Raw genomic sequence first — 24,171 nt, forward strand, 5'->3', positions numbered from 1 at the left:
CCGTCCGACTCATCCGCCCGCGACGGCCCCGCACGAACAGGAGACGGGATGACGGCTTGATCCGGGCGGGCGGGACACCCCCCTGGAATGGGATGTTGGCCGGCGCATCGTCCGCCGTACCGATGGCGCCGTCGCACTGCACCGCGATCCGGACGCCGACCAGGTACGCGCCATGCTGACCCGATTCGACGAGGCCGCGCACGCCCTCGAACCGGAACTTCCACGCTTCCGGCCGGCCGAGGACGACGTCCTCGTACTCGACGACTACCGGTGCCGGCACGGCCGCGACGCGCACACCGGGGAGAGCACCGTCCGCGTCCTCACCCTGCGCACGGCCGACGCCCGCTGAGGACGCCCCCCGGCGGTGGAGTCGAAGGACGCCCCGCTGGTGGGTTCACTCGTCCTCGGCGATGCTCTTCATCGCCTTCCAGCCGTGCGTGACGCCGCCGCCGGCGCGCAGGGCGGCGGCGACCATGACCGCTTCGGCCACATCGGCCTTGGACGCACCGGCCTTCACGGCGCGCTTGGCGTGGTCCTCGACGCAGAAGGGGCACTGCGTCGTCACCGCGACGCCGACCGCGATCAGCTCACGTGTGACCAGGTCCAGATTGCCGGTGTCCTTGCTGAACACGGCCTTGTCGAAGCCGAAGAACGCCGACACCATCTCCGGCGCGGCCTCCTTGATGTCGGCCATGAACCGCGCTTCCTCGTGGTGCGAATGCATTGGGTCACCCTTTCTCGTCGTTCTTGTGCTCTCCGCCGGAACGGCCTGTGGCGGTGCCGGCAGCACGTCCAGGCTATACCCCCCGCCCGTATAGGCGATCTGGTCAGCCGCGGGTCGAGGCGTCGGCGGCCACGCCGGACGGCCGTGGCCGGGAAAGGGCGCGGCGCCGCATCGAGGCGCCGTGCGCCACGGCGGCCGCGGCGAGCGGCACCAGCGCCACGGCGGACAGGGCCGATGGGCCCACCGCCGGGAGCAGGCGCGCGCCGAGCAGGCCTCCCAGGCTCATGCCGAGGTAGACGCAGGTGGTGTTGAGCGGGATGAGCAGACTGCTCTGCTCGCCGAACAGGTCGATGACGCGTACCTGCTGGGGTGAGATGAAGACCGGGTTGAACAGCCCCCACAAGGCGAAGACCGCGATGCCGGACGCGGGGTGTGCGGGCAGGAGCGTGGCGCACGTGAAGGCGAGCGCCACGCCTGCGATGCCTCCCGCGAGGGTTCGATCGCCACCGAACCGGTTGTACGCGCCGGCGCCGAGCGTATTGCCGCACAGCGCCACGGCGCCGAAGGCCAGCAGGATGACCAGCGACATCGTGTCCGAGGCGCCGAAGCGCCGGGGCAGGTAGACGGCCGCGCTGCCGTACACGACGTACTGGCCGATGAGGGCCAGGAAGGTCGTCCACAGGATGGGCCGGGCGCCCGGAACGCGCACCACCGATCCGAAGTCGCGCATGCGCGGAACCGTCTTCGGCGGCAGGGGCGGCAGCAGCGCCGTCAGCACGGCCATGCCGACGAGGATCAGTACGGCGAGGGCGGCGAGGGCCCAGCGCCAGCCGATCAGGGTCCCCGCCGCGGAGGCCAGCGGTGCGCCGAGCACCATCGCCGTGATGGCGCCGCTCCCGACGAGCGACAGCATGCGGGCACGGCGCTCAGGCGGGACGATCATCGCCGCGACGACCGACGCCGTGGGGGCGAAGACGGCCGCGCCGACGCCCTGCACCGTGCGGGCGGCGATCATCGGCGGAAGGTGCGGTGCCACGGCGCTGCCGAGGCCGCCGAGCGCCATGAGGACGAGGCCGACGAGCAGCACCTTCCTGCGGTCCACGCGCCGCAGGACCACCGCCGCGACGGGGGCGCCCAGGGCGAACACCACCGTGTACACGGTGCTCAGCGTCCCGGCCGCACCGGAACCGACGCCGAGACCGTCGGTGATGAGCGGACCGAGCCCGACGATGGCGACCGCCGCGGCCACCATGGCGAAGTAGGCGACGGTCAGGGCGAGAAGGGCAGGCATCGGTGAACGGGGAGGAGGCATGGAGACCTATTTTCAATACGGTACGGTGCGTATTGAATAAGGATACGCACGGCACCACGCGAGAACGACCCGGCCTCTGCTCCCCGGAGCGCCCCGTACGTCGCCGTGCCCACTCATCCGCGATCGGAGTCAGCACCGTGACCGACACGTACTACGACCTCGGCGACCATCGCCGCACCGTCACCACGTCCTCGCCGCAGGCGCAGGTGTGGTTCGACCGTGGCCTGCTGTGGGCGTACTGCTTCAACTTCGAGGAGGCCGTGCGCTGCTTCGAGAAGGCTGTCGTCGAGGACCCCGAGTGTGCGATGGCCCACTGGGGGATCGCCTTCGCCAAGGGACCCGACTACAACAAGGCCTGGCGCTTCTTCGACGCCGCCGACCTGAAGGCTTCCGTCGACCGGGCCAACGGCGCCCTGGAGCGGGCGCGCGCCGCCTCCGTCTCGTGCACTCCCTTCGAGCGGTCCCTGATCGAGGCGATGGCGGCACGCTTCCCGCGTCACGGCCTCCCCGAGGGGCCGGACGGGTTCGCCGCCCTCGACCGCGCGTACGCCGACGCCATGCGCGAGGTCTACCGGGCTCACCCGGAGGACCTGGATTCCGCGGCGCTGTTCGCCGACGCGCTGCTGTGCGTGAGCCCGCGCGCCCTGTGGGACCTGGACACGGGGGAGCCGGTCGGCTACGGCACTCTGGAGGCCCGCGAGGTCATCGAGCTCGCCTTCGCCCGGTCGGGCGGAGACCGGCATCCGGCTCTCAACCATCTCTACATCCACCTGATGGAGATGTCCCCGTTCCCGGAGACCGCTCTCCCCGCGGCCGACCGGCTGCGGAACCTGGCCCCGACGGTGGGCACATGGCCCACATGTCCACGCACATCGACGCCGCCTGCGGCGACTGGCGCCGCGTGGTGGAGTCCAACGCCGTCGCGGTCGCGGCCGACGACCGCTTCTTCGCGCGCGAGAACGGCCGGCACTGGTACGCGCTCTACCGCGCGCACAACCTGTGCGTCCTGGCCTACGGCGCGATGATGTCCGGAAGGTCCCGCGAGGCGCTGGACGCCGCCCGCCGCATCGACGCTCTCGTCACGCCGGAACTCCTGCGGATCGACAGCCCGCCCATGGCCGACCTGATGGAGAGCTACCGCACCACCCTGCCGCACGTCCTGATCCGCTTCGGCCGCTGGCAGGAGATCCTCGAGCTCGGACTCCCGCAGGACCAGGAGCTGTTCTGCTCGACCACCGCGATGATCCACTACGCGCGCGGCATCGCCTTCTCCGCGCTCGGCCGTATCGCCGAGGCCGAGGCGGCCCGAGAACAGTTCGCAGCAGCTCGTACCGCGGTGCCCGAGACCCGGTGGAACGCCGTGCCGGCCAAGGAGGTCGATGTCCTCGAGGTCGCCGCCGGGATGCTGGAGGGCGAACTCGAGTACCGCAAGGGCAACTTCGAGGCAGCCTTCGCAGCCCTGGAGCGTGCCGTCGAGGCGGAGGACGCGCTGCCCTACACCGATCCGCCGGCCTGGCTCCAGCCGGTGCGCCATGCCTACGGCGCGCTCTCCATGGAACAGGGCCGGATCGAAGAGGCCGCCGCGATCTACCGCGCGGACCTCTACCTGGACCGCACTCTCGCCCGTCGCCGCACCCACCCCAACAACGTCTGGAGCCTGCACGGACTCCACGAGTGCCTCACCCTCCTGGGGCGGCAAGCGGAGGCCGGACAGGTCGCCCTGGCCCGCGACATCGCCGTCGCCTCGGCCGACGTCCCCGTCGCGGCCTCCTGCTTCTGCAGGCTGAGCGCCTTCGAGGACGGGGCGGCGTCCGGGTGTTGCGGCACGCGGGGTGAACAGGACACCGACGACGCCCAGAACGCCGATGACGCCCAGGATTCCGACACGACCGCGTGCTCCTGTTGCGCGCAGTGACATGAACCCGGCCCGGCCGGGCCACCCCGGGGGCGCTCCACACCGCCCTGTGTGGAGCGCCCCGGGCGTGTCCGGCACCGCACCGAATTCCCTTACGCACCGTTACGGAACTGCCGTAGGCTGATGACGTGCAAGGAAGACCACGGGATCCGGCTCGGGACGAGGCGATCCGCAAAGCGGCCCTGGAGATCGTCACGGAACGTGGCTACCGGGGCATGAGCATGGAAGGCGTCGCGGCCCGCAGCGGCGTGTCCAAGCAGGCCGTCTACCGCCGCTACGCCTCGAAGGGCGAGCTGCTGCTCGACGCCCTGGACTCGGTCGGACGTGAGGTGTTCCCGGTGCCGGACACCGGCAGCCTCAGGAGTGATCTGCTGCCGATGGTGCGGGCGGCGTTCGAACTGCATCGCTACAGCGACAAGGCCTTCAGCCAGGCCGTCGCCGCGGAGGCGGCACAGGGGCCGGACTTCGCGCGGCTGGCTGTCGAGTCCGTCATCAACCCCCGCCGGGATCTCTTCCGCGAGGTCATCACGCGTGCCCGGGAGCGCGGCGAGGTCACCTGTCCCGACGACGACGTCCTCATCGACCTGATCTACGGGCCCATGTGGTACGCGCTGCTCTTCGACTTCGACCGGCTGACCGACGAGTACGCCGAGTCGATCACGGACGCGGTGCTCGCGGCGGCCCGTCCCGCCTGAATCCCCCGGGGTCCGCACGCCGTCCACCGCACGCGGTCCCCGTGGCCGCGCAACCCCACTGCTCCCCACCGCTCAGCGCACTCCCCGCACGCGCAGGAGCGTGAGCGCGCCGAGCACGGCGAAGGCCGCGGCGACGTAGAAGACTCCTCACCGCCGAGGAGATCGAGGCACCGGAGCGGGTCGCGCCCGCGGAATGAGCGGACGGGGCGGGAACCGACCGCCCCGCCGGTGCCGTTCCGGCCGGCGGCGTGCGTCCGGAGTGCGAGACGTGTACGGCGGTGCCGTTCTCGGCCGCTCGGCAGCCGTTCCCGCCCTCATGGTCTCTCTGACGCCCCACCCCGAGGAAATACCCCCCTCCCGTATATGGTTACATACGGGAGGGGGGTATCCGTCAGCGGCGAGCGAAGGAGACGACGTGACCACCATGACGAGACAGCGGGCCGGGATGATCCCGCTGCTGGTCATCGCGACCGCCCAGCTGATGCTGGTGCTCGACGATTCGATCGTGAACATCGCGCTGCCGAGCATCCAGCGGGACTTCGGTGTGACGGCGGAGCACCTGCCCTGGGTGGTCAACGCCTACATCCTCGCGTTCGGAGCGCTGCTCCTGCTCGGTGGCCGGATCGGCGACCTGTGGGGGCGCCGCCGCACCCTGCGGCTCGGTATCGCGGTCTTCGTGATCGCGTCCCTGGCGGGCGGGCTGGGGCAGAACGTCACCATGCTCATCGTCGCCCGTGCCGTGCAGGGCCTCGGAGCGGCGCTCACCGCCCCGAACGCGCTCGCCCTGATCACGACCACCTTCCCCGACCGCAAGCTGCGCGACCTCGCGCTGTCCCTCTACGGGGCGATGTCCGCGCTCGGGATCGTCGTCGGACTGCTCCTCGGCGGTGTCCTGACCGACCTCCTCGACTGGCGGTGGGTGTTCTTCATCAACATCCCGGTCGGCCTGCTCGTTCTCCTCGGCAGCCGCACCCTGCACGCCGCCGCCCGCCACCCCGGCCGGGTCGGCACGGGGGGCGCGGTACTGGGCACCGTCGCAATGGTCGCCCTCGTCTACGCGATCACGAGGTTCGGCGAGGACGGCTTCACCGACCCGGTCGCGCTGATCCTCCTGGCGGCGGCGGTCCTGCTGCTCGTCGCGTTCGTCCTCACCCAGGCCCGCAGTGCCAGTCCTCTGGTGCCGCTGAACCTGTTCAGGGACCGCAACCGCTCCGGCGCCTACCTGACCATGCTGCTGCTGGCCATCGGCCCGATGGGCACCTTCTACGTCATCACCCTCTACCTCCAGCAGGTGCAGCAGTTCAGCCCCCTTCGCACGGGAGCGGCATGGCTGCCGTTCGCCGCCGGACTCGTCCTCGGCGCCGGAGTCGCCCCGAAGCTCCTGCTGAGGATCGCCCCCCGCTCCGTCGCCGCTCTCGGCGCGCTGCTGAGCGCGCTGGCCGCGTTCTGGTTCTCCGCGGTCACCGTCGACACGGGCTACTGGCCGCACCTGGCGCCGGCGATGTTCGTCCTCGCGCTCGGTTTCGGTCTCGGTGTCCTCGCCCTGACCCAGGCAGCGGTCTACCGCGTCGACGCGGACAAGGCCGGGATCGCCTCGGCCCTGCTCAACTCCGCCCAGCAGATCGGTGTCGCCCTCGGCCTCGCCGTACTCGCCGGGGTCGCCGCCACCGTCACCGCGCAGCCGGAGAAGGCCGCGATGGGTACCGGCGAGGCACTGGTCGCCGGGTACGGCACGGCCCTGACTGTCGCCGCAGGGACCCTCCTCGCCGCCGGTCTCCTCGCCCTCACCACCCTCAGCGCCCGCCCGGCCGCGGAACAGGACGGGTCCAAGCCTGTGGAGACGAACACCGGGGCGGGAAACTGACGGGGCCGGGTGGTGCCTCGGGCAGGGCGGCGAGGGTGAGGCCGTTCTCCGCCGGGATCCTGCGGGCGTTCTCGGAGCGGGCGTCCTTCACGGCCTGTCGGCCAGTAGGACCGCGTCAGGACGGTCGCAGCCTCGCTGCCGGCGCAGGCCCGCCGGGGTGAGAGCGTCACGGGGGCGTCGTCCCGCGAGGCGCTCTCCTCTCGTGGAGGGCGGTGTGCCCGTCAGTGAGCGGCGCGGCCCCGCGTGGCCGAGGTGACGAGGTCGCTCTTGGCGAGTCGGTCTCCGTCGGTGACGGCAGATGCCCAGGTGTCGGTGGTGGTGACCGCGGCCCAGTTCGAGTGCAGCAGCGTCATCAGGGTTTCGTGGACCTGCTGTGCGGAGGCGGTCCCGGCCTCGTTGGCGAGGTGGACGGCACCGGTCGCGTCGGAGAGGACCTCGACCGTGAGGCCGAGGGGCTCGGCGGCGGCGGAGGTGGACAGGACGCAGTTGTTCGTCATGTAGCCGACCAGGGTCAGCGTGTCGATCCCGTTCTCCCGGAACCAGTCGGCGAGACCGGTGGAGGTGAAGATGTCGGAGAAGCTCTTGGTCACTCGCTTGGCCGCGGAGCCGAGGCGGCGCTCCACCTCGGGGTGGAGTTCCCAGCCGGGCGAGCCGGGCGCGAAGACCGGGAACCCTTCGGGGGACTGGTGCCGGAGGGCGACCACGGGCATGTCCGCCCGCACGGCGGTGTCGAGGGCACGCAGGATGTTCGCCAGCGACGCGTCGCGGGGCGGGTACTCGATGCCCAGCGGTCCGTCGAAGTACTCCTGCTGCACGTCGATGAGGACAAGGGCGCGGCGTGGGGCGGTCAACGTTCTCTCCTGTTCCTGGGCGGATGCGGCGCGGAGGGCGCCACGGACTCCATCCTCACGGAGCCGCGGACACTACAGTGAGTGGCAGAGAAGCAGATAATCGATGAGATCAGGACAGGCATGCGTATCGCCATTCACGCCTTCGACGGGATCACCGCGTTCCACCTCGCCACGCCCCTGCTCGTGTTCGGCGAGGTGGCCCGGCAGGGTCTGGCGCAGGGCTGGACCACCACGGTGTGGAGCGCGGACGCGCGCCCGGTCCGCACCTCGGAGGGGATCCTGATCAGCGACCTCGCCGGGCCCGCCGCGGCGGAAGCGGCCGACCTGCTCGTCTTCCCTTCCTGGCCGGCCGACCTCCCAGAACCGGACGGCGAGTGCGTCGCCCTGATCCGGGACGCGCACGCTCGCGGAGCGGGGATCACCGGGCTCTGCCTCGGCGCGTTCCCCGTGGCGGGCAGCGGCGTGCTCGACGGACGCACCGCGGCCACCCACTGGGCCCTGGCGGAACGACTGGCCGAACGCTACCCCGCCGTGGACGTGCACGCGGACGCCCTCTACCTGGACCACGGTGACGTGCTCACCTCGGCCGGCACGGCCTCCGGACTCGACGCCTGCCTCCACATCGTCCGCGACCGACTGGGATCCGCGGCGGCCGCCACCGTCGCGCGCCATCTCGTCATCGCGCCCCACCGGGAGGGCGACCAGGCCCAGTACATCGACCGGCCCGTGCCCGACGACGCCGCGGGACCCATCGGCGACACGATCACCTGGGCCCTGGCCAACCTCGACCAGCGCCTGTCCGTCACCGAACTCGCCGCCCACGCGCACATGAGCACCCGCAACTTCTCCCGCCGCTTCTACGAGACGACCGGCATGAGCCCGGCCAAGTGGATCCTCACCCGCAGACTCGACGAGGCCCGCAGACTGCTGGAGACGACCACCTGGAGCGTCACCCGCATCTCGGCGGCATGCGGATTCGCCAGCGCCGTGACCTTCCGGCAGAACTTCACGACGCACTACGCAACCACACCGACGTCCTACCGCCACCGCTTCAGCCACCACACGGGGGCGGCCGGCCCCGCACCGGAACTCTTCGGTCCCCGGGCGGAGGGGGTATCGGCATAGGACACTGCGGTTCGGGCGGCGTCGCACCACGCGTCTGACCGGACCGCCCTTGTTGCCGTACCGGCTCCCGAGGGGGCGATACGGGCAGGGCGGGCATCGTCACGTCAGGGCACAGTCCGTGCCCGGGTTCTGGGACAAGGCCCACTGGCGACCCGGTCGGGCATCCGCACCCGGGCCGTCAGGCGGGATCTCGGTCCTGCCTGCGGGCGTAGGCGCGGGCCGCCCGGACCCGGTCCCCGCAACGGGTGGAACACCACTGACGGCGTGCATGGGTGCGCAGGAGGAACCGGTCGCAGGGGGATGCTTCGCAGCGTGCGATCCGGGACGCGTCGTCGCCGGTGAGCAGGGTGGCGGCGTCTTCGGCGATCTGGGCCATCGCGTGCTCGACGAGTCGCGTCACGGGGTGCGCCGGCGTCCGGCGGAATCCTCCAGCCGGTGCGTGGCGCAGCAACGGCGCGCTGGGGACCTGTGCCAGGGCCCGGTTGACGCCGTCCAGGGCCCGCTGTGGGGGAGCTTCGCCTCCCACCTGTGCCGCGAAGAGGAGGCGCAGGTCGCCCCGAAGCCCCGCGAGCTGGTTCTGGCAGTACGCCAGCAGTGCCGTCCGAGCGGGTACGAGGCCGTGACCGATGAGCCAGTCGGTGGCCTCCTCGGGGGTGCCCAGTTCGTCCGCGCGGTGTTCCCCGGGGAGGAGCACCGTGCTGTTGAGCAGCGCCAGACTGACGTGCTCGTCAGCTCCGGGGGCAGGCGGGAGCGGGATCTTCGACATCGGTCTCATGGTAACAGTCCAGGTATTCCGTGAGGTTCCTGTACCGTGGATTCACGGTAGAGGTCATCATTTACCGTGAGAATGAGAATCGAGGAGCCGTATGACCCCCGCACCGCCTTCGGGCACCGCCCCGTTCGCCCTGTCGGTGCTCGACAACGCGCACACCGCTGTCGGGCAGACCGTCGAAGAAGCCTTCGGAGAGGTCATCGCGCTGGCGCGGCTGGCCGAGCGGCGGGGGTACCACCGGTTCTGGATGTCCGAGCACCACGCGATGCCGGGTGCGGCGACCTCCTCGCCGCAGCTGATGCTGGCGCGGCTGACCGGTGAGACGAACCGCATCCGGCTCGGCGCGGGCGGGATCATGCTGCCCAACCACGCGCCGCTGGTGATCGCCGAGCAGTTCGGCATGCTGGAGGCCCTCGCCCCGGGACGTATCGATCTGGGACTGGGGCGGGCGCCCGGCACCGACCTGCCGACCGCCGCGGCGCTGCGCCGGCACCATGACGCCAACGACGGCTTCCCGCAGCAGGTGCGGGAACTGCTCGGGTTCCTCGGGGACGACTTCCCCGCCGGCCATCCCTACCGGAACGTCCACGCGGTCCCGGGCCCGTGGCAGGCGGACGAGAACCGTGTGCCCCGGCCCGGGACCGCCGCGGAGACCTGGATCCTGGGCTCTTCCCCCTACTCGGCACGCCTCGCGGCCGAGCTCGGCCGCCCCTACGCATTCGCGTTGCAGTTCGGCGACGCCGACGTGGTCTCGGCCCTGCGGCTGTACCGGGAGAACTTCCGTCCCTCACGGGCCCTGGCCGAGCCGTACACGCTCGTCAGCGTCGGCGCGGTCGCGCACGACGATCCCGCCGAGGCCCGGCGCCAGGCGGCCTCGTCGGCCATGGCCATGCTGCGGATGTTCCAGCGCAAGCCCTACAGCCTGCTTTCCCCCGAGGAGGTCGAGACGTACCCGGCCAGTCCCCAGGAGCGGCGGATCATCGATGCCTACACCCACCGCTTCCTCAACGGAACCGGCCCGCAGGTGGCCGCGGCCCTCGACCGCCTGCACGCCCGCACCGGAGCCGACGAGGTGATGCTCGTGGTCGGGGGTCACTCACGCCGGGGCCAGGCACGCACGGTCGAGCTCATCGCCGACCACTACGCGCTGCCCTCACCGTGAGCTCCGGCATGATGCGCCCGGCGCCGTCGACGCACTGGATGCCCCGCAGCCCTTCGACTCCATCGAGACGTACTGCCGCCGCCTGCGCAAGCACAAGATCTTCGGCTCCCTCACTCCAGCCGAGGTCCGACAGCGGTATCAGCACGACCTGGCGGCACAACCATCGAGCCGCCCAAGATCATGGGGAAGCTTCACATGAGCAGGCCACCCAGCATGCGGTGCACGGTGGACACGGGCAGACCTGATCGCCGGGCCAGCTCGCTCAGGGACAGGTCAGGACGTCGTGCGCTGAACGCACCGAGGATGCGCAGAGCGCGGCCGATGACGGGCCCTGTTCCGGCGGCGGGTGAGGAACCGGCTTCCCGCGGCGTCGGGGAAGGTGCGGTGCGCAGGGCGTGGTGAGTCAAGGCGTGGGTTGTTCCTCGCTTCGGCACGACCGGCGCTTCACCGCGCTCACGGGCCGTCGCTGAGTGCCTCGTTGTCCACCGACGCGATTTTGCGGAGGATCTCCACGGCCAGTTGCCGCTCGTCGTCGGAGAGCGCGTCGAGGAGTCGCCTGTTGATGTCCTCGGCCGGACCGATCAGGGATTCGAGCAGTTCGGCTCCCTGGTCCGTGAGGCTCAGCAGGGTCCGTCGGCGGTCCTCCTCGTCGCGGACCTGACTGACGTGGCGCTGGTCGGTCAGCCGGCGGACGATGTGGTTGACCGTCGAGCGGTCCAGTGAGGTGAAGCGCGCCAGGGTGCGTTGGTCGATGCCGGGGTCGCGGCTGAGGGCGTTGAGGACGGCGAACTGCTGGGAGGTGAGAGGCAGAGGTAGGGCTGACCTGCAACGACAGGATCTCTGATGACGCTACGACAGCAGAGTCGGGGAGCACTTCTCAGGTGAATCGCTACGTCGGATCGCACATGCATATCCGAGGGGCAGCCGTGGCAGGCCCCGGGAGAATCCCCTTCGTCCGTTTTGATCATGGAATTCCGTGCAGGTTGAAGGTTGCGTCGGGGCGGGTGTGAGCGCGTCGGGCGCTGGCGATGTTGGTTCACCCGGCCCGGTCGAGGGTCGTGCGGATCAGCGACGAGCACGGCAGCCTTGCTGATCTGGGAGTGTAGAGAACTCCATGATCTTCAAGAGCCGTGCTCGGTCTCACATCCGGGCATCGATGATCAACCGGTCAACCGGGAATGACGGGATTCACCCCGGTGCCCTGCCCTCAGGCAACCGCAGTTGTTAGATTTCCTGCGTGCCGCCATCATCCCTTGCCGTGTCCGGGACCGTTGCCGTGCTCCCGCATGCGCTGCTCCTGCTGGGGAGTGCGGGGGCTCTCGGTTACCTCGGGTGGCGATCCCTGATCCTGCGGATCAGAGGCGTGCGCGTCACCGGCAAGTGTGTGAAACACACCTACCGCGAGCGAGGCATCAGAATCGTGGTGAGGTTCAGCACTCCGTCCGGTGGCACACACACGTGCCTGGGTCCCTCGTCGCCGGTCGCCGGGGCCCGAATCGGTGCGGACGTCGAGATCGTCTACGACCCGCGAAAACCTGACAACGCCGACGTGCCACCGATCAGTGTGGGTACGGGGTTCGCGCTCCTGACCATCGCGTCGCTCGCGGCGGTGGCAGGAGTCTGGCTTTTGGCCTGGATCGTCTTCTTCTGACGCGTCCGAATTTCGAGAAGAAACGCAGCAGTTCGACCAGACTCGGTCCTGCGCCTCTTCCGCGTCCCCGGTTCCTGGCCGGAGCCGCTCCTGCCCAAGGCGTCTTCGGTAGGCCCCCGACCTGGGCACCGGCTCCGACGGATCGGAGTCCTCGTCGGTGTTGACAGGGTGCGCGCAACCAGGCTGACACAAGCCACATAAACCGCGTCGAGGATTCAGGGTCAAGGCCCCCTGCCAGGGACCGCCAGGTTAGCCTCGGGCTTTCACGAGCTGGCTTGTGCGGATCTTGATCAGACAAGCGGAGAGTGCTGCTGAGCTGCGGCGGTGGGGCTTGCCAGGGGTTCTGTCGGCTGAGTGGAAGCAAGCCCTCTACAGGTGAACGAGCGCATCGTTCCGTAGCCGCCTGCCCGAGCCTATGTCGGCGGTGCCGCGGGGTCGCGTGTAGGCACCCGCAAAATGGCTGGTCACGGGAGCGGTCTCTGCAGGACCCTGTGGGTATGCCTCAACGTCTTATGTTCGTGCAGTTGAAGACTGGATACAACACTGACCGCGGATCCTCGTGGATCGGGTGGGTGGACTTCTCGAAGACCTGGAGTACTGCGTACTTTCGCGGGAGGACACTGCGCCGGGCAGGGGGACTGTTCGATGCGAACTTCTATGACGTGCAGACCGACGAGGAGTTCTGGGTCTCCGGGCCGAAGCGGGACCGCACGGACACCCGCTACGGCCCCTCCAACCCTGCAATCGAGCAGGAAGCCGCCGATACCTATCGCGCCTTCCTAGAGGGCGCACCTCTGCCGGGCCGGGAAAACGGCTGACCTCGCGCCCTTGCGAGCGGGGTTGTCCGGGTCTTGATCAAATAGGCGGAGAGTGCTCCTGACCTGCAACGATGGGACTTGTCTAGGGTCCTGTTGGCTGCACGGAAAGAAGCACTCTCCAGGTGAAGAAGCGTATCGGGTCGTACCCGCGTGTCCGCATCGAGGGCGGTGGCCGGGCGGTGGTCTCGCAGGCCGGGGGCGTGCTGCTGGTCGAGACGGTCCGTAAGGCCGGCGTGGACACCGCGATATCAGCGGCGGTGGCACCGTGGCGGAAGGCTCGGGCGGTGCACGATCCGGGCAAGATCCTGCTGGACGTGGCCCTGGCGGTCGAGCTGGGCGGGGACTGCCTTGCGGATGTCGCCATGCTGCGGGCGGAGCCGGCCGTGTTCGGGCCGGTGGCCTCCGCCCCGACCGTCTCCCGCCTCATCGACACCCTCGCCGCAGCAGGGCCGAAGACCCTCACCGCGATCCGGGCCGCGCGGGCTGAAGCCCGTCAACATGTCTGGCGGTTGGCCGGACGGGCAGCGCCTGATGCGGGCGGGACGGTGACCGTGGACCTTGACGGGGTGCTGGTGATCGCGCACTCGGACAAGGAGGACGCCGCACCCACGTGGAAGCGGACCTACGGTCACCACCCGCTGATGGGGTTCGTCGACCACGGACCGGGCGGCACCGGTGAACCGGTCGCGGCCCTGCTCAGACCGGGCAACGCGGGATCGAACACGGCGGCCGACCACATCACCGCCACCCAACTGGCCCTCTCCCAGCTGCCGAAGAAGTACCGGCGCGGGCGCCGGACCCTGATCCGCACCGACTCCGCGGGCGGCACCCACGACTTCGTCGCCTGGCTCGCCCAGCGAGGACGGTGGCTGTCCTACTCGGTCGGCATGGTGATCACCGAGGCGATCCACCAGCACGTGCTGAAGGTTCCGGTATCGGCCTGGACTCCGGAGACGGACGGCGAGGTCCGCGACGGCGCCTGGGTCGCCGAACTCACCGGCGACGTCCTGACCGGCTGGCCCAAGGGCATGCGGCTGATCGTCAGAAAAGAACGACCGCACCCCGGAGCCCAGTTGCGGCTTACCGATGCGGACGGCATGCGGCTGACGTGCTTCGCCACCAACACCTCGGGCCGGCCGATCGCCGAACTCGAGCTCCGTCACCGGCTGCGAGCCCGGGCCGAGGACCGCATCCGAAACGCCCGCGCCACCGGCCTGCGCAACCTTCCCCTGCACCGCACCGCCCAGAACCGGATCTGGTTGGGGATCGTGCAGATCGCCCTCGACCTGCTGGCCTGGATGCCGATGCTCGCCCTGACCGGCAAGGCCCGCCTCTGGGAACCCCGCCGACTACGGCTCCGCCTGTTCACCGCAGCCGGACAGCTCGTCACCACCGGCCGCCGGCGGATCCTCCGCCTGGCCCAGCACTGGCCCTGGACCGGCCACATCACCGCCGCACTCGACCGGCTCGCACTCCTGCCGAACCCCGGCTGACCAGCAACTTTCCCGCCCCTACGACAGCAATCCGACACCGGAGCAGTGGAGCCCGGCGCCTCCCCGAGACGACACTCGGGCCCTCGACCTGCCCACTCTCAGCCCACGGCACGAAACGGTCCACCGACTCCGTCGGCAAACCTCACGAAACTTCGAGGCTGGCGACTCCACCCACAAGACTCCGCTGGACAAGTTCGGACAAGCCTGTGTTCGCTGCCCGATGCTCTGGCCCGATCCCGCACAACGTGACCGGCTCGTCGAGATCCACGACAACCTCCTCGCCCGCATCGCCGAGGCCGAACGCGAAGGATGCTCGGCGAGACGGAAGGGCTGCAGGTGAGCCTTGCCGGAACAGAGGAGAAGCTCACCCAACTCGACACGGCCATCCCGCGTTGTCGTCGACCTCGGCGTTCCAGCGGTCACCGCTCGAAGCGTTCCCCGCCAGCACCGGCCGGAGGGAAGAACGTAAACCCTGGGCTCACTGATTACGTCCGAACGGTGGGTTTGCCGACAAGATCCCCGCTGCGGCGAGAGGGATGACAGCGACATATGCAATTCTCGTGCCGAGGTCTTTCCCGAAATCCCCAATGGAAATAACGAGCGGCGTCAGATGTGGTCAATCGGATCGGAGGGCCGTCCTCGTGCGCGACGTACGCGGACGGGCCGACAACGCAGCGGGTGGCCGCAGTCGGCGGCGGAGCCGCTGGGGACTGCGGGAAGCGCTTACCGATTCATCGAGGGGAGCCGCGATGCTTGCTTGCCTCGGTTCTCCAGCTTGAACTCGGTTTCTGAGCTGGTTCTCATTTGCCAGTGGCAGTGGCCGGCCTCCGATAGTCATTCAATCACCATCCGTTCTGACGGCTGGTGGGATCCGTCACCGGGCTGTTCTGCCCGTAATCGGGGTGAGGTCACCCCCCAGACGCGACAAGGGGAATCATGACGTCTTACGACGATGCAGACCCGGTGATCTTCCCAGCCGGCGCCGCGACGCAGACCAGCGCCGCAGAGGCCGCGACAGGCGAGTGGGATGCCGTGATCGTCGGCGGCGGCATGGCAGGTTCCATCGTCGCCGAGCAACTGAGCCAGGCAGGCCAGAGGGTGCTGATTGTCGAAGCCGGCCCCGGCAAGGACCTGGACCTCGCCGAGTACGAGTCGTACCTGTCGCGGTTCTACGGCGCAGTCGTCAAGGACAACCAGTCACCGTATCCGTTCAACCCGAATGCCCGGATGCCCAGAAGTACCGACACCATGCCGGTGCATCCGGACACGCCCCGGGACGACTTCTACCTCGTACAAGAGGACAAGTACTGCACGGACACCACCTTCACCCGAGTCCTCGGGGGTACCTCCATGCACTGGGAGGGGAAAGCGCTGCGCATGCTTCCCGAGGACTTCAACCTGCAAACCAAGTACGGGCAGGGCCTGAACTGGCCGCTCAGCTATGACGACCTGGAACCCTACTATCGGCAGGCCGAGGCCGAACTGGGCGTAGCCGCCGAAGTCGAGGACCAGGCATACCTGGGAATGCATTTCCCCAAGGGATACGTGTTCCCGATGCACCGCATGCCGCCGTCCTATCTCGACCAGACCGTCGCCCAAGGCGTCGACGGCATGCGGGTCAACCTGGCGGACGACGACTACACCCTCCAGGTGCGGAGCTTCCCGCAGGCCCGTAACGGCGTGCCGAACGCCGCGTACGACGGCGGCAAGGGCTTCGTCCCGGTCGGTGCGGTGAGCACGAACCAGGTGGAAGAGGGCGAACGCTGTCAGGGCAACACCAACTGCGTGCCGATCTGCCCCGTGCAGGCCAAATACCACGCGGGAAAGACGCTGGCCAAGGCGCTCCGCAAGGGCAACGTCAAGATCGTGACGCAGGCCGTCGCGTCCAAGATCGAGATCAACGAGCAGGACCAACGGGTGACCGGGATCACCATCAAGAACTACCAGTCGCTCGACTCCAACAGTTACGAGACGTACACGGTGAAGGGCACCGTCTACGTTCTCTGCGCTCACGCCATCGAGAACGCCCGGCTCATGCTGGCCTCCGACATGCAGCGTATGAGCCGGAGCAAGCTGATCGGCCGCAACCTGATGGACCACGCGTACCTGCTGGCCTGGGGCCTGCTGCCCAAGCCGGCCGGCACGATGCGAGGCACATCCTGCACGAGCGGAATCACCGACCTGCGCGGCGGGCGATTCCGCGGAATCCAGGCCGGATTCGGGGTGGACATCCACAACGACGGCTGGGGGTGGGCCACCGGCTCGCCCTACACGGACCTGGTCGAACTCGTCGACAAACGCGGCATGCACGGGCCGGAATTGCGCAGCACCCTCGGGAACCAGATCTCCCGACAGCTTCTGCTGGCCTTCATGATCGACCTGCTGCCCGACAAGAACAACACGGTCACTGTGGACGACCGATACAAGGATGCCCTCGGCAACTTGAAACCGGTCGTGTCGCTCAAGATCCCGCCCTACACCATGCGGGGGGCCGCATTCGCCCGCAAGCTCGCCACCGACATCTTCGAGAAGCTCGGCGCTGAGGATCGAACGACCTACGACAAGGACCGCTACAGCGCCGTCGAGCACGACGGCCAGTGGTACAACATCGTGGGCGGCAACCACCTTGCGGGCACCCACATCATGGGGACCGACCCGGCGAACTCCGTGGTCGACCACACCCAGCAGTCGTGGGACCACGACAACCTCTACCTTGTCGGGCCCGGCAGCCTGCCCTCGATCGGGACTTCCAACATCAGCCTGACCATGGCGGCACTCGCCTTCCGCAGTTCGACCCACATTGTCAAGCGCCTGCGTGCGGCGAAGGCGCCGGCCACCGTCCGCAGCTAGACGGCCAACAGCTCGGCGGGTCGAACGCCACGCCGGCCATCGCCACCGTCACCGCCCACGATTGGGGGAACATGTCCGTTTCAGAATCGGAGCCGTCCCGGGGCTCCAAGATCCAGACCGTCGAGGAGCTACACGAGTACCTCTACAAGGGGCTCCAGCTGGAGCATGCAACGCTCCCGCCCTACCTGACGGCCCTGTACTCGCTCCAGCCGGGGAAGAACTCGGATGCCTGGCACGTCATCAGGGTCGTGGCCGTCGAGGAGATGCTGCACCTCACCCTGGTCGCGAACGTCATGAACGCCGTGGGCGGGACGCCGGACCTCACCAAGCCCGGCTTCGTGCCGAACTATCCAACGCGCCTGCCGTGTGGTCCCGATGACTTCGAAGTGCACCTCCGACCGTTCTCGCACGAGGCTCTCAACACGTTCCTGAAGATCGAGAAGCCCGCGCAGGCAGCTACCGAGGAAGACAGGTTCGTACCGATGGACTGGGCGGCCCTTGGCCTGACGTCCAACGGCACGGCGCCGCCACCGGAAAAACTGGCGGAACTCGAGGAGTCCGGTACCGTCCTCGGCCTCGTTCCCGGAGACCCCACTCTGCGTTTCCTGAGCATCGGTGAGTTCTACGAGGAGATCATCCGGGGAATCAACCACCTGGAGGACCAGGCCCGTAAGGCAGGGACGACAATTTTCACCGGCGACCCCGCTCGCCAGGTGACCCCCGAGTACTTCTACTCGGGTGGCGGCGACGTGATCAAGGTGACGGGGCGCGACACCGCAGTCGCGGCGCTCACCCTCGTCGCGGAGCAGGGCGAAGGACTGTACGGCGGCATTTTCGACAGCCAGGACGAAATCGCCCACTACTACAGGTTCCAGCAACTGGAGAAGGGGCGGTACTACCAGAAGGGCGACGATCCAGGTGAGCCTTCCGGCCCGGATCTGAACGTCGACTGGAGTGCCGTCTATCCGGTGAAGCCGGACATCAAGCTGGCGGACCTCGCGGGAGACCCGGAAATCCTGGCGGCGGCCAAGGAATTCAACCAGTCCTACGCCACCTTCCTGACCAGTGTCAATCTCGCCTACAACGGTCAGCCCGACCTGCTCCTCAAGGCGGTTTGGGAGATGTTCCGCATTCGCGACACCATGAACCGGCTCATCCGCAACCCGCTCACAGGGCATCCAGGGGCGAATGCCGGCCCGACATTCGAGCTCTAGACCGTCGAAGGAGGCGGCATCATGACGCAAGGAACGACCACAGAAGAGAAGCTACGCGAATTCGTGAAGTTCTCTGCCAATGTGACCGGGTTCAGCGAGTTCGACCTGTGGGGAACCGGTCAGGCGAAGGTTTACTACGAAACGGTCGTGAATCAGCAAGGGCCGGATGCGATCCAGAAGGTGATCTCTGCCGATCCCTCTGCCGTCCCCGCCGATCCAGTCGTGAAAAGCATCATCAAGCTCTGGTACGTCGGCGTCTGGTACGGCCCGGAACTGGCGGGACGCATGGACGTGGCGGCCTGGACGGCGCCCGGACGGAGCGGAGCGAAGCCCGCCGTCCCGGATGACAGCCAGCCTGAGGGTAGCCAGGCCGGAGAAGAGCGCGCGCACGGCGGAAACGGACGGACACCCCCGTTCGTCGTCTCCTCCGACGCTTACACCGAGGGTCTGCTGTGGCGGGCGATCGGTGCCCACCCATCCGGCGCGAAGGCGCCGGGCTACGGATCGTGGGCCAATCCGCCCGCATTGGAGAATTACCAGAAGGAGGAAGTGTAGTGACCAGCACTGTCCCGAACCTGGGGCCGCGACAAGGTATCACTCGGCGTGACGCCGACACTGTGGTGGAACGACGACTTTCCACTGATCGACATCGGAATCCCGTTCGAGTAATGCGTGAGCGAGATGGCGCTTGCCGGCGTCGAAGTGTCCAGCTCTGCCCTGCGCCGCCATCAGGTGCCTGAGCCAGGGCCGACAGACCTTGCTCACACTCGCCCACCTCCGCAACGGCAACCGGCACGCCCGGCTCGCAGCCGGGCTTGGCGTCAATCAGTCTCACGCCAAGATCCAGACCCTGACCCGATGCCAGGTTCCGCTTCGAGCCAGGAGATGAACTGCAAGGGGGGCTCACACCGGACCTTCGCCGGTCGACCGGGGCCGGCCGGGCAGCAAGCACCACCTGATCGTCGACCGGCACGGCACCCCGTTGCCCGTGTCACTGACTGACCGGCGGGAACCGCCACGACGTCACGCAGCTGATGCCCCTGCCGGAGGCGATTCCCCGCATCCGCGGTGTCCGTGGGCGGCCGCGTCACAGGCCGGGGCGTCTGTTCGCCGACCGTGGCTACGACTACGACAAGTACCGCCGTCTTCTCCGGGCTCGCGGCATCACACCCAAGCGCGCTCGCAAGGGCACCCCGCACGGATCCGGCCTGGGAAAGACCCGCTGGGTCGTGGAGCGCACATTCGCCTGGCTCCACCAGTTCAAACGCCTGCGGATCCGCTACGAGACACGCGCAGACCTCCACCCGGACCTCCTCCAACTCGCCTGCAGCATCATCTGCTCGAGACGACTCCGCACCTCATTCTGAAACCATCAGTAAGCCGCTCATCGCGCGCCGCGGCATGCCCCACGAACGGGACTCGGCGTTCACCGCTGGTCGTGGAGATCCGCTGGGAACGACGCGACGACATCCACGAAGCCTTCCTCGGCCTCGCCACCTGCCTCATCACCCATCGCCACGTCCAACGCCTTTGTGAGGAGTCCTAAAGAGACGGAGGGGCGTAACCATTGGCGGATGTGAGGGTGCTGGCGGGCGGCGAGGCTGCTGGCATGTCCCTACACCACACGCCCGCCCCCGAGGGCGGCGCGCAAGAGGAAACTGTCCGGCTCCCCCGCAGAATCTGGTTCCCCGGGCGCTTCATCGGTGGGACGGCTTGCGTCCTTGCTCCCGTCGTCTGGTGCGTCGGGCTGCTCCTGCGCTACCTAGCCGTGCGCACGGCGGGTTTCACGCCGGAGCAGTTGGCGTGGTACGACAGCCGGCCGTTCCCGGCCTACGGCCAGCTCGCTGCCTTCCAGGCCCGCCCCGGCCTGACCGTCGCGGGCTACGGATGCTTCGCCGCAGGCGCCGTCCTGCTGTGTATCGCCTTCGTCACCCTCGCCGGGATCGTCGCCGTGCGCGCCCCGAGACTCGCCTGCACCGGCGGCACGCTCGTCGTGATCGGCCTGTTCTGCCGCCTGTACTGGGCCGGGGTGGACCACACCGCCTTCCAGCTGATCGAACAGCTGGGGCTGGAGCGGGCCACCCAGTTGGTGATGGCCGACTACACGGACATGTCCTACGGGCCCCTGCGGGTGCCCATCACGGCCGCTTTCGCCCTGTACGCCGGCACGGCGGTGCTCGCCATCGGGGCTTTTTGGTCGGGAACCTTCGGTACGGGGCGGCTGGTGCTGTTCCTCCTCGCGGGATCGCTGTGGACCGGCGCGCTCAAGGAGAGCGGGCTTCTCGACGTCGTCCTGTCCGTTGGTCTGTGCGCGGTGTTCGTCCCCCTCGGCATCCGAGTGCTCCGGGACACCGTGCCTGAGCTGCGCAGCCAGGGGGTGCTCGCGGCCGGTGCCAGGCCGTTGAGGATCCTGAGCTGGTGACACAACCATCATGCACGACAGGGGCGTTGGCGAGACCGAGTAGTCCGGTCCGTCGTCGGCTGCGAGCCTGGCTGCTTCCCGTCGTCGCGTTCGGCAGCGCGTTCTTTCCGGCCGCGCTGCCCGGTCCGTACGGACCCGCATGGCCGGTGCTCGCCTCGGTGCCCGGCCCGGTCGTGGCCGCGGTGGCGGGGCTGCTGGCGGCGGTGGCGGCCCGGACCGCGCCGGAGCGGCCGGGGCTGCTGTTTCTGCTCGCAGGCGTCGACTCTGTGGTCAGGCCGCCGGGACTACTGGTATCGGTGGCCTCCTATGTGGCCGCGACCTCGTACCGGCGGCCTCGTCACCTGGTGCTCCTCACGGTGGCCGCGAGCCTGCTGGTGGCGGTGCCCCGGCCGGGAGTCGAGGCGGTGTCGGCGCTTGGCGGTGTGGCGCTGTTCGTCTGGCTGCCCGTCGTGGGCGGGTTGTGGCAGGGTGCCCGGGCGCAGGTGGTGGCCGGGCTGCGCGAGCGGGCTGAACGGCTGGAGCGGGAGCAGGCCGTACGGACCGAGCGGGCCCGAGCGCAGGAACGTGCCCGCATCGCCCGCGACATGCACGACGTCGTGGCCCACCGCGTCTCCCTGATGGTGCTGCGCGCCGGAGCCCTGGAGATCAGCACCACCGACGAGAGGGCCGCGCAGGAGGCGGAGCTCATTCGCACCACGGGAAGGGAGGCGCTCGCTCAACTCCGCTCCGTCCTGGGTGTCTTGACGGAAGTGGAGGCAGCCGAGCCGTTCCTGCCGCAGCCGACGCTCGCCGACCTCGAACGGCTGCTGGAGCAGTCCAGGTCGGCGGGTATCCCCGTCGAGCGGCAGGACGAGGGCACTGTGCGCGACGTCCCCGCAATGGTCGAGCACACCGCCTACCGGGTCGTTCAGGAAGCGCTCACCAATGTCCACAAGCACGCCGTCCGGCCCACGGTCCGGGTGGCGGTACGGCACCTGCCGTCGGCGTTGGAGGTCACCGTCACGAATACCACAGTGCACGTTCCCGCTCCTCCGCTGCCCGGCAGCGGCCTGGGGCTCGTGGGGCTGCGGGAGCGCGTCGAACTCCTCGGCGGGCAGTTCGCGGCTGCCCCCGAACCCGCTGGAGGATTCGCTGTCACTGCGAGACTGCCGACATGACCCGGACCTCCCGCCCCATCCGCACTCTGGTAGTCGACGACGAAGCCCTCGTCCGGACCGGCCTGCGCATGATCCTCGAAGCCGCCGGGAACATCGAGGTGGTCGCCGAGGCCGATTCCGGAACCGCTGCCGTCGACGCGGTCGCGCGCCACCGACCGCACGTCGTCCTGATGGATGTACGTATGCCCGGCATCGACGGCGTGGGCGCGCTCACGGAGATCAACCGGCTGCCCGACCCGCCGGCCGTGATCATGCTGACGACCTTCGACCGCGACGAGTACGTCCACGGTGCCCTCCGCGCCAGGGCCGCTGGGTTCCTGTTGAAGGACACCGCACCGCGCGACCTCATCGCCGCCGTCCGCGCGGTCGCCGAGGGCAGCGCGATGCTCGCACCGACAGTCACGAGGCGTCTGATCGATGCCTACGCCGGACAGCACTCCGCCGACTTCGTCGCAGCCAGGCAGCGTCTGTCGGTCCTGACCGACCGCGAGCGAAGGGTCGTCGGCGCGGTTGCCCGCGGGCTGGCCAACGCGGAGGTCGCCCGTGAGCTAGGGATGGCGGAGACCACCGTCAAGGTCCACGTGAGCCGGTCGCTCACCAAACTCGGCCTGTCCAACCGGGTGCAGATCGCCCTCCTCGTCCGCGACGCGGGCAGCCCGGGGGGCTGAGTTGCGGGGTTCGCCCGCGTCGTCACCTTGGCCTGGTCGCTGTTTCGGCCGTGGATCCGCCACCCTCCGCCGTCGGGGATCCGGCCCACCTTCTTCACCGGTGGACCATGTGCGACGGGCCAGCGGGCAATGATCTTGCCGCGTCTGCGGTTGGTGCCGCCGCTGGGGTCGACGAACCGTCGCCGGCCCAGCCCGAGTCGGCTCAGGTGCCGGCCGACCGTGTGTCGGTCGATGACGATGCCCAGGTCGGCGAGTTCGTACGTGATCCGTCGGGCGGACCACTGGTGCTCACGCCGCCATGCCTCGACCTGTTGGGCCACCTCGGGCGGCGTCGCGGTCGGGCTGCTGTGCGGCGTCGAGGAGCGGTCCTGAAGCCCGGCCTCGCCATATCGCCGCCATCGGTTGACCCACTTGGACGCGCACGCACGCGAGTTTCCCGTCTCGGCTGCTACGTGAGCGATCGGTCGGGTCCGACACCGAGCGATCAGGCGGCGCCGCCTCTCGGGGCTCAGCGGGGCGTTGCGATGCACCATGAGCACATCCATTCTCGTCGGTGCCAGCGTTACGCCGTGGTCGGACGGTCGCGCTGCATCTCGCACAGCTCCCAGATGGTGTTGCGGGTGGTGTCGTCCAGGACGGCATCGGGCCACGGGGTCCGCTTGGCCTTGCTGTTGAAGTAGGCGCCGTTCGTTGTGCGCTCCTCGGGGCTGGAGGCGAGGTACACGCTGGAGCGCGTGGCCCTCAGCAGCGCCCGGCGGCCGTAGACGACGGGCATCGCCAGCCGCAGCAACGGGACGATCGGGCGAGCCAATGGCGGATAGGTGCCGACGGTGAGGTTCTTGTTCATCGAGGTGTAGGCGTGTCCGGGGTAGGCGACGTTCAGCGTCACCGGTGTGGCCGCAAGTTCCTGGGCGAAGCGGTAGCTCATCGCCATCTGCGCCAGCTTGGTCTGGTTGTAGAACGACAGCCCGACATAGGACTTCTCGCCCTGCAGGTTGTTGAGGTCGATCTGCCCCCGGGGGATGCCGCCGGTGATGTTGATGACCCGGGCCTGCCCGGACGCGGTCAGGGCCGGCAACAGCCAGTGGGTGAGGCAGAACGGCGCGACCACGTTGACCGCGAACGCGGTCTCGACGCCGTCCTCGGTCACCTCGCGGTGGGATCGGGTCGCTCCGGCGTTGTTGATCAGCACGTCCACCACGCCGCCGGCCCGGCCGCTGGCCTCCTGGGCGAGGCGACGGACGTCGCGCAGCCGGGACATGTCGGCCGTGATCGCCGTGACGTCGTCGTTCCCGCTGGTGTGACGAAGTTCCGCCACGGCCGCGTCGGCGCGGCGCTTATCCCGTCCGACGAGGATCACGCTCGCGCCGAGCGCGGTCAACTGCCGTGCGGTCTCCTTGCCGATGCCACCCGTGCTGCCGGTCACCAGGACGGTCTTGCCTTCCACTGACACCACCCCGTTCGCACCTGTCACTTGG

General features: G+C 69.0%; 23 protein-coding genes and 2 pseudogenes. 17 read left to right on the forward strand and 8 right to left on the reverse strand.

Annotated features, from left to right (window positions below; translation table 11 throughout):
- The first annotated feature begins 172 nt into the window (after positions 1-172).
- Positions 173-349: a hypothetical protein gene (locus ACH4NX_RS36595; RefSeq protein ID WP_351400843.1), complete on the forward strand. Its 177-nt coding sequence runs from the start codon at positions 173-175 to the stop codon at positions 347-349.
- 45 nt (positions 350-394) lie between these two features.
- On the opposite strand, the gene ACH4NX_RS36600 is transcribed toward ACH4NX_RS36595, so the two are convergent.
- Positions 395-694 (reverse strand): carboxymuconolactone decarboxylase family protein, encoded by a 300-nt coding sequence (locus tag ACH4NX_RS36600; protein ID WP_398130191.1) that lies wholly within the window; start codon positions 692-694, stop codon positions 395-397.
- 133 nt (positions 695-827) lie between these two features.
- A complete protein-coding gene (locus ACH4NX_RS36605) occupies positions 828-2,015 on the reverse strand; it encodes an MFS transporter (protein ID WP_351400841.1) in 1,188 nt (395 codons plus the stop codon).
- 871 nt (positions 2,016-2,886) lie between these two features.
- On the opposite strand from ACH4NX_RS36605, the gene ACH4NX_RS36610 reads away from it, so the two are divergent.
- The 3 genes from ACH4NX_RS36610 to ACH4NX_RS36620 all read left to right on the forward strand — a co-directional run bounded on the left by ACH4NX_RS36610 (position 2,887) and on the right by ACH4NX_RS36620 (position 6,510).
- Complete coding sequence (locus ACH4NX_RS36610; RefSeq protein WP_398130192.1) at positions 2,887-3,951, forward strand: hypothetical protein; 1,065 nt, start codon at positions 2,887-2,889, stop codon at positions 3,949-3,951.
- A 128-nt stretch (positions 3,952-4,079) separates the two neighbouring features.
- Positions 4,080-4,646, forward strand: a complete 567-nt coding sequence (locus ACH4NX_RS36615) for a TetR/AcrR family transcriptional regulator (protein ID WP_351400839.1) — start codon at positions 4,080-4,082, stop codon at positions 4,644-4,646.
- A 424-nt stretch (positions 4,647-5,070) separates the two neighbouring features.
- Positions 5,071-6,510 carry an MFS transporter gene (locus ACH4NX_RS36620; protein ID WP_398130227.1) on the forward strand — a complete coding sequence of 480 codons (1,440 nt, stop codon included), beginning with the start codon at positions 5,071-5,073 and terminating at the stop codon, positions 6,508-6,510.
- Positions 6,511-6,731: 221 nt separating this feature from the next.
- On the opposite strand, the gene ACH4NX_RS36625 is transcribed toward ACH4NX_RS36620, so the two are convergent.
- Positions 6,732-7,361, reverse strand: a complete 630-nt coding sequence (locus ACH4NX_RS36625) for a cysteine hydrolase family protein (protein ID WP_398130193.1) — start codon at positions 7,359-7,361, stop codon at positions 6,732-6,734.
- Positions 7,362-7,481: 120 nt separating this feature from the next.
- On the opposite strand from ACH4NX_RS36625, the gene ACH4NX_RS36630 reads away from it, so the two are divergent.
- The gene (locus ACH4NX_RS36630) at positions 7,482-8,486 is read left to right on the forward strand and encodes a helix-turn-helix domain-containing protein (RefSeq protein WP_351400837.1); all 1,005 of its coding nucleotides are present in this window, start codon (positions 7,482-7,484) and stop codon (positions 8,484-8,486) included.
- Between the two features lie 178 nt (positions 8,487-8,664).
- Here the strand turns inward: ACH4NX_RS36630 and ACH4NX_RS36635 are convergent, their stop codons facing one another.
- Complete coding sequence (locus ACH4NX_RS36635) at positions 8,665-9,252, reverse strand: CGNR zinc finger domain-containing protein (RefSeq protein ID WP_398130194.1); 588 nt, start codon at positions 9,250-9,252, stop codon at positions 8,665-8,667.
- A gap of 100 nt (positions 9,253-9,352) precedes the next feature.
- Here ACH4NX_RS36635 and ACH4NX_RS36640 point away from each other — a divergent pair, with 100 nt between their 5' ends.
- A complete protein-coding gene (locus ACH4NX_RS36640) occupies positions 9,353-10,420 on the forward strand; it encodes an LLM class flavin-dependent oxidoreductase (protein WP_398130195.1) in 1,068 nt (355 codons plus the stop codon).
- Positions 10,421-10,611: 191 nt separating this feature from the next.
- On the opposite strand, the gene ACH4NX_RS36645 is transcribed toward ACH4NX_RS36640, so the two are convergent.
- A complete protein-coding gene (locus ACH4NX_RS36645; RefSeq protein WP_398130196.1) occupies positions 10,612-10,827 on the reverse strand; it encodes a helix-turn-helix domain-containing protein in 216 nt (71 codons plus the stop codon).
- Positions 10,828-10,873: 46 nt separating this feature from the next.
- The gene (locus ACH4NX_RS36650; RefSeq protein ID WP_398130228.1) at positions 10,874-11,230 is read right to left on the reverse strand and encodes a MarR family winged helix-turn-helix transcriptional regulator; all 357 of its coding nucleotides are present in this window, start codon (positions 11,228-11,230) and stop codon (positions 10,874-10,876) included.
- Between the two features lie 448 nt (positions 11,231-11,678).
- Here ACH4NX_RS36650 and ACH4NX_RS36655 point away from each other — a divergent pair, with 448 nt between their 5' ends.
- From ACH4NX_RS36655 to ACH4NX_RS36705, 11 genes and pseudogenes are all read left to right on the forward strand, one after another.
- Positions 11,679-12,071 (forward strand): DUF3592 domain-containing protein, encoded by a 393-nt coding sequence (locus tag ACH4NX_RS36655; RefSeq protein WP_351400833.1) that lies wholly within the window; start codon positions 11,679-11,681, stop codon positions 12,069-12,071.
- A 572-nt stretch (positions 12,072-12,643) separates the two neighbouring features.
- Complete coding sequence (locus ACH4NX_RS36660; RefSeq protein ID WP_351400832.1) at positions 12,644-12,889, forward strand: hypothetical protein; 246 nt, start codon at positions 12,644-12,646, stop codon at positions 12,887-12,889.
- Positions 12,890-13,011: 122 nt separating this feature from the next.
- On the forward strand, positions 13,012-14,382 hold the full coding sequence (locus tag ACH4NX_RS36665) for an IS1380 family transposase (RefSeq protein WP_398130197.1): 1,371 nt from the start codon (positions 13,012-13,014) through the stop codon (positions 14,380-14,382).
- A 936-nt stretch (positions 14,383-15,318) separates the two neighbouring features.
- Complete coding sequence (locus ACH4NX_RS36670; RefSeq protein ID WP_351400830.1) at positions 15,319-17,232, forward strand: GMC family oxidoreductase; 1,914 nt, start codon at positions 15,319-15,321, stop codon at positions 17,230-17,232.
- 71 nt (positions 17,233-17,303) lie between these two features.
- Entirely contained in the window at positions 17,304-18,446 is a 1,143-nt protein-coding gene (locus ACH4NX_RS36675) for a ferritin-like protein (RefSeq protein WP_398130198.1), read from the forward strand.
- A 21-nt stretch (positions 18,447-18,467) separates the two neighbouring features.
- The gene (locus ACH4NX_RS36680; protein WP_398130199.1) at positions 18,468-19,001 is read left to right on the forward strand and encodes a hypothetical protein; all 534 of its coding nucleotides are present in this window, start codon (positions 18,468-18,470) and stop codon (positions 18,999-19,001) included.
- A 133-nt stretch (positions 19,002-19,134) separates the two neighbouring features.
- Positions 19,135-19,335 carry a transposase family protein gene (locus ACH4NX_RS36685; protein ID WP_398130200.1) on the forward strand — a complete coding sequence of 67 codons (201 nt, stop codon included), beginning with the start codon at positions 19,135-19,137 and terminating at the stop codon, positions 19,333-19,335.
- A gap of 9 nt (positions 19,336-19,344) precedes the next feature.
- Positions 19,345-19,813: pseudogene (locus ACH4NX_RS36690) on the forward strand (IS5 family transposase); the annotation flags it as partial.
- 401 nt (positions 19,814-20,214) lie between these two features.
- Positions 20,215-20,868 carry a hypothetical protein gene (locus tag ACH4NX_RS36695; RefSeq protein WP_351400827.1) on the forward strand — a complete coding sequence of 218 codons (654 nt, stop codon included), beginning with the start codon at positions 20,215-20,217 and terminating at the stop codon, positions 20,866-20,868.
- A gap of 26 nt (positions 20,869-20,894) precedes the next feature.
- Entirely contained in the window at positions 20,895-22,025 is a 1,131-nt protein-coding gene (locus tag ACH4NX_RS36700; RefSeq protein ID WP_398130201.1) for a sensor histidine kinase, read from the forward strand.
- The gene (locus ACH4NX_RS36705; protein ID WP_351400824.1) at positions 22,022-22,693 is read left to right on the forward strand and encodes a response regulator transcription factor; all 672 of its coding nucleotides are present in this window, start codon (positions 22,022-22,024) and stop codon (positions 22,691-22,693) included. The genes ACH4NX_RS36700 and ACH4NX_RS36705 overlap by 4 nt, the downstream gene beginning before the upstream one ends.
- A gap of 11 nt (positions 22,694-22,704) precedes the next feature.
- On the opposite strand, the pseudogene ACH4NX_RS36710 reads toward ACH4NX_RS36705, so the two are convergent.
- Both ACH4NX_RS36710 and ACH4NX_RS36715 read right to left on the reverse strand, forming a co-directional pair.
- Positions 22,705-23,226: pseudogene (locus tag ACH4NX_RS36710) on the reverse strand (helix-turn-helix domain-containing protein); the annotation flags it as partial.
- Between the two features lie 29 nt (positions 23,227-23,255).
- On the reverse strand, positions 23,256-24,149 hold the full coding sequence (locus ACH4NX_RS36715; protein ID WP_398130202.1) for an SDR family NAD(P)-dependent oxidoreductase: 894 nt from the start codon (positions 24,147-24,149) through the stop codon (positions 23,256-23,258).
- Positions 24,150-24,171 lie beyond the last annotated feature (22 nt).

The organism is Streptomyces sp. NPDC017225 (genome assembly GCF_044331465.1).
Lineage (GTDB): Bacteria > Actinomycetota > Actinomycetes > Streptomycetales > Streptomycetaceae > Streptomyces.

Coding starts and splice junctions, on each gene's coding strand:
- ACH4NX_RS36595 (WP_351400843.1), top strand. CDS start 173: ATGCTGACCCGATTCGACGAGGCCGCGCACGCCCTCGAACCGGAACTT.
- ACH4NX_RS36600 (WP_398130191.1), bottom strand. CDS start 694: ATGGCCGACATCAAGGAGGCCGCGCCGGAGATGGTGTCGGCGTTCTTC.
- ACH4NX_RS36605 (WP_351400841.1), bottom strand. CDS start 2,015: ATGCCTGCCCTTCTCGCCCTGACCGTCGCCTACTTCGCCATGGTGGCC.
- ACH4NX_RS36610 (WP_398130192.1), top strand. CDS start 2,887: ATGGCCCACATGTCCACGCACATCGACGCCGCCTGCGGCGACTGGCGC.
- ACH4NX_RS36620 (WP_398130227.1), top strand. CDS start 5,071: ATGACGAGACAGCGGGCCGGGATGATCCCGCTGCTGGTCATCGCGACC.
- ACH4NX_RS36630 (WP_351400837.1), top strand. CDS start 7,482: ATGCGTATCGCCATTCACGCCTTCGACGGGATCACCGCGTTCCACCTC.
- ACH4NX_RS36635 (WP_398130194.1), bottom strand. CDS start 9,252: ATGTCGAAGATCCCGCTCCCGCCTGCCCCCGGAGCTGACGAGCACGTC.
- ACH4NX_RS36640 (WP_398130195.1), top strand. CDS start 9,353: ATGACCCCCGCACCGCCTTCGGGCACCGCCCCGTTCGCCCTGTCGGTG.
- ACH4NX_RS36670 (WP_351400830.1), top strand. CDS start 15,319: ATGACGTCTTACGACGATGCAGACCCGGTGATCTTCCCAGCCGGCGCC.
- ACH4NX_RS36675 (WP_398130198.1), top strand. CDS start 17,304: ATGTCCGTTTCAGAATCGGAGCCGTCCCGGGGCTCCAAGATCCAGACC.
- ACH4NX_RS36680 (WP_398130199.1), top strand. CDS start 18,468: ATGACGCAAGGAACGACCACAGAAGAGAAGCTACGCGAATTCGTGAAG.
- ACH4NX_RS36705 (WP_351400824.1), top strand. CDS start 22,022: ATGACCCGGACCTCCCGCCCCATCCGCACTCTGGTAGTCGACGACGAA.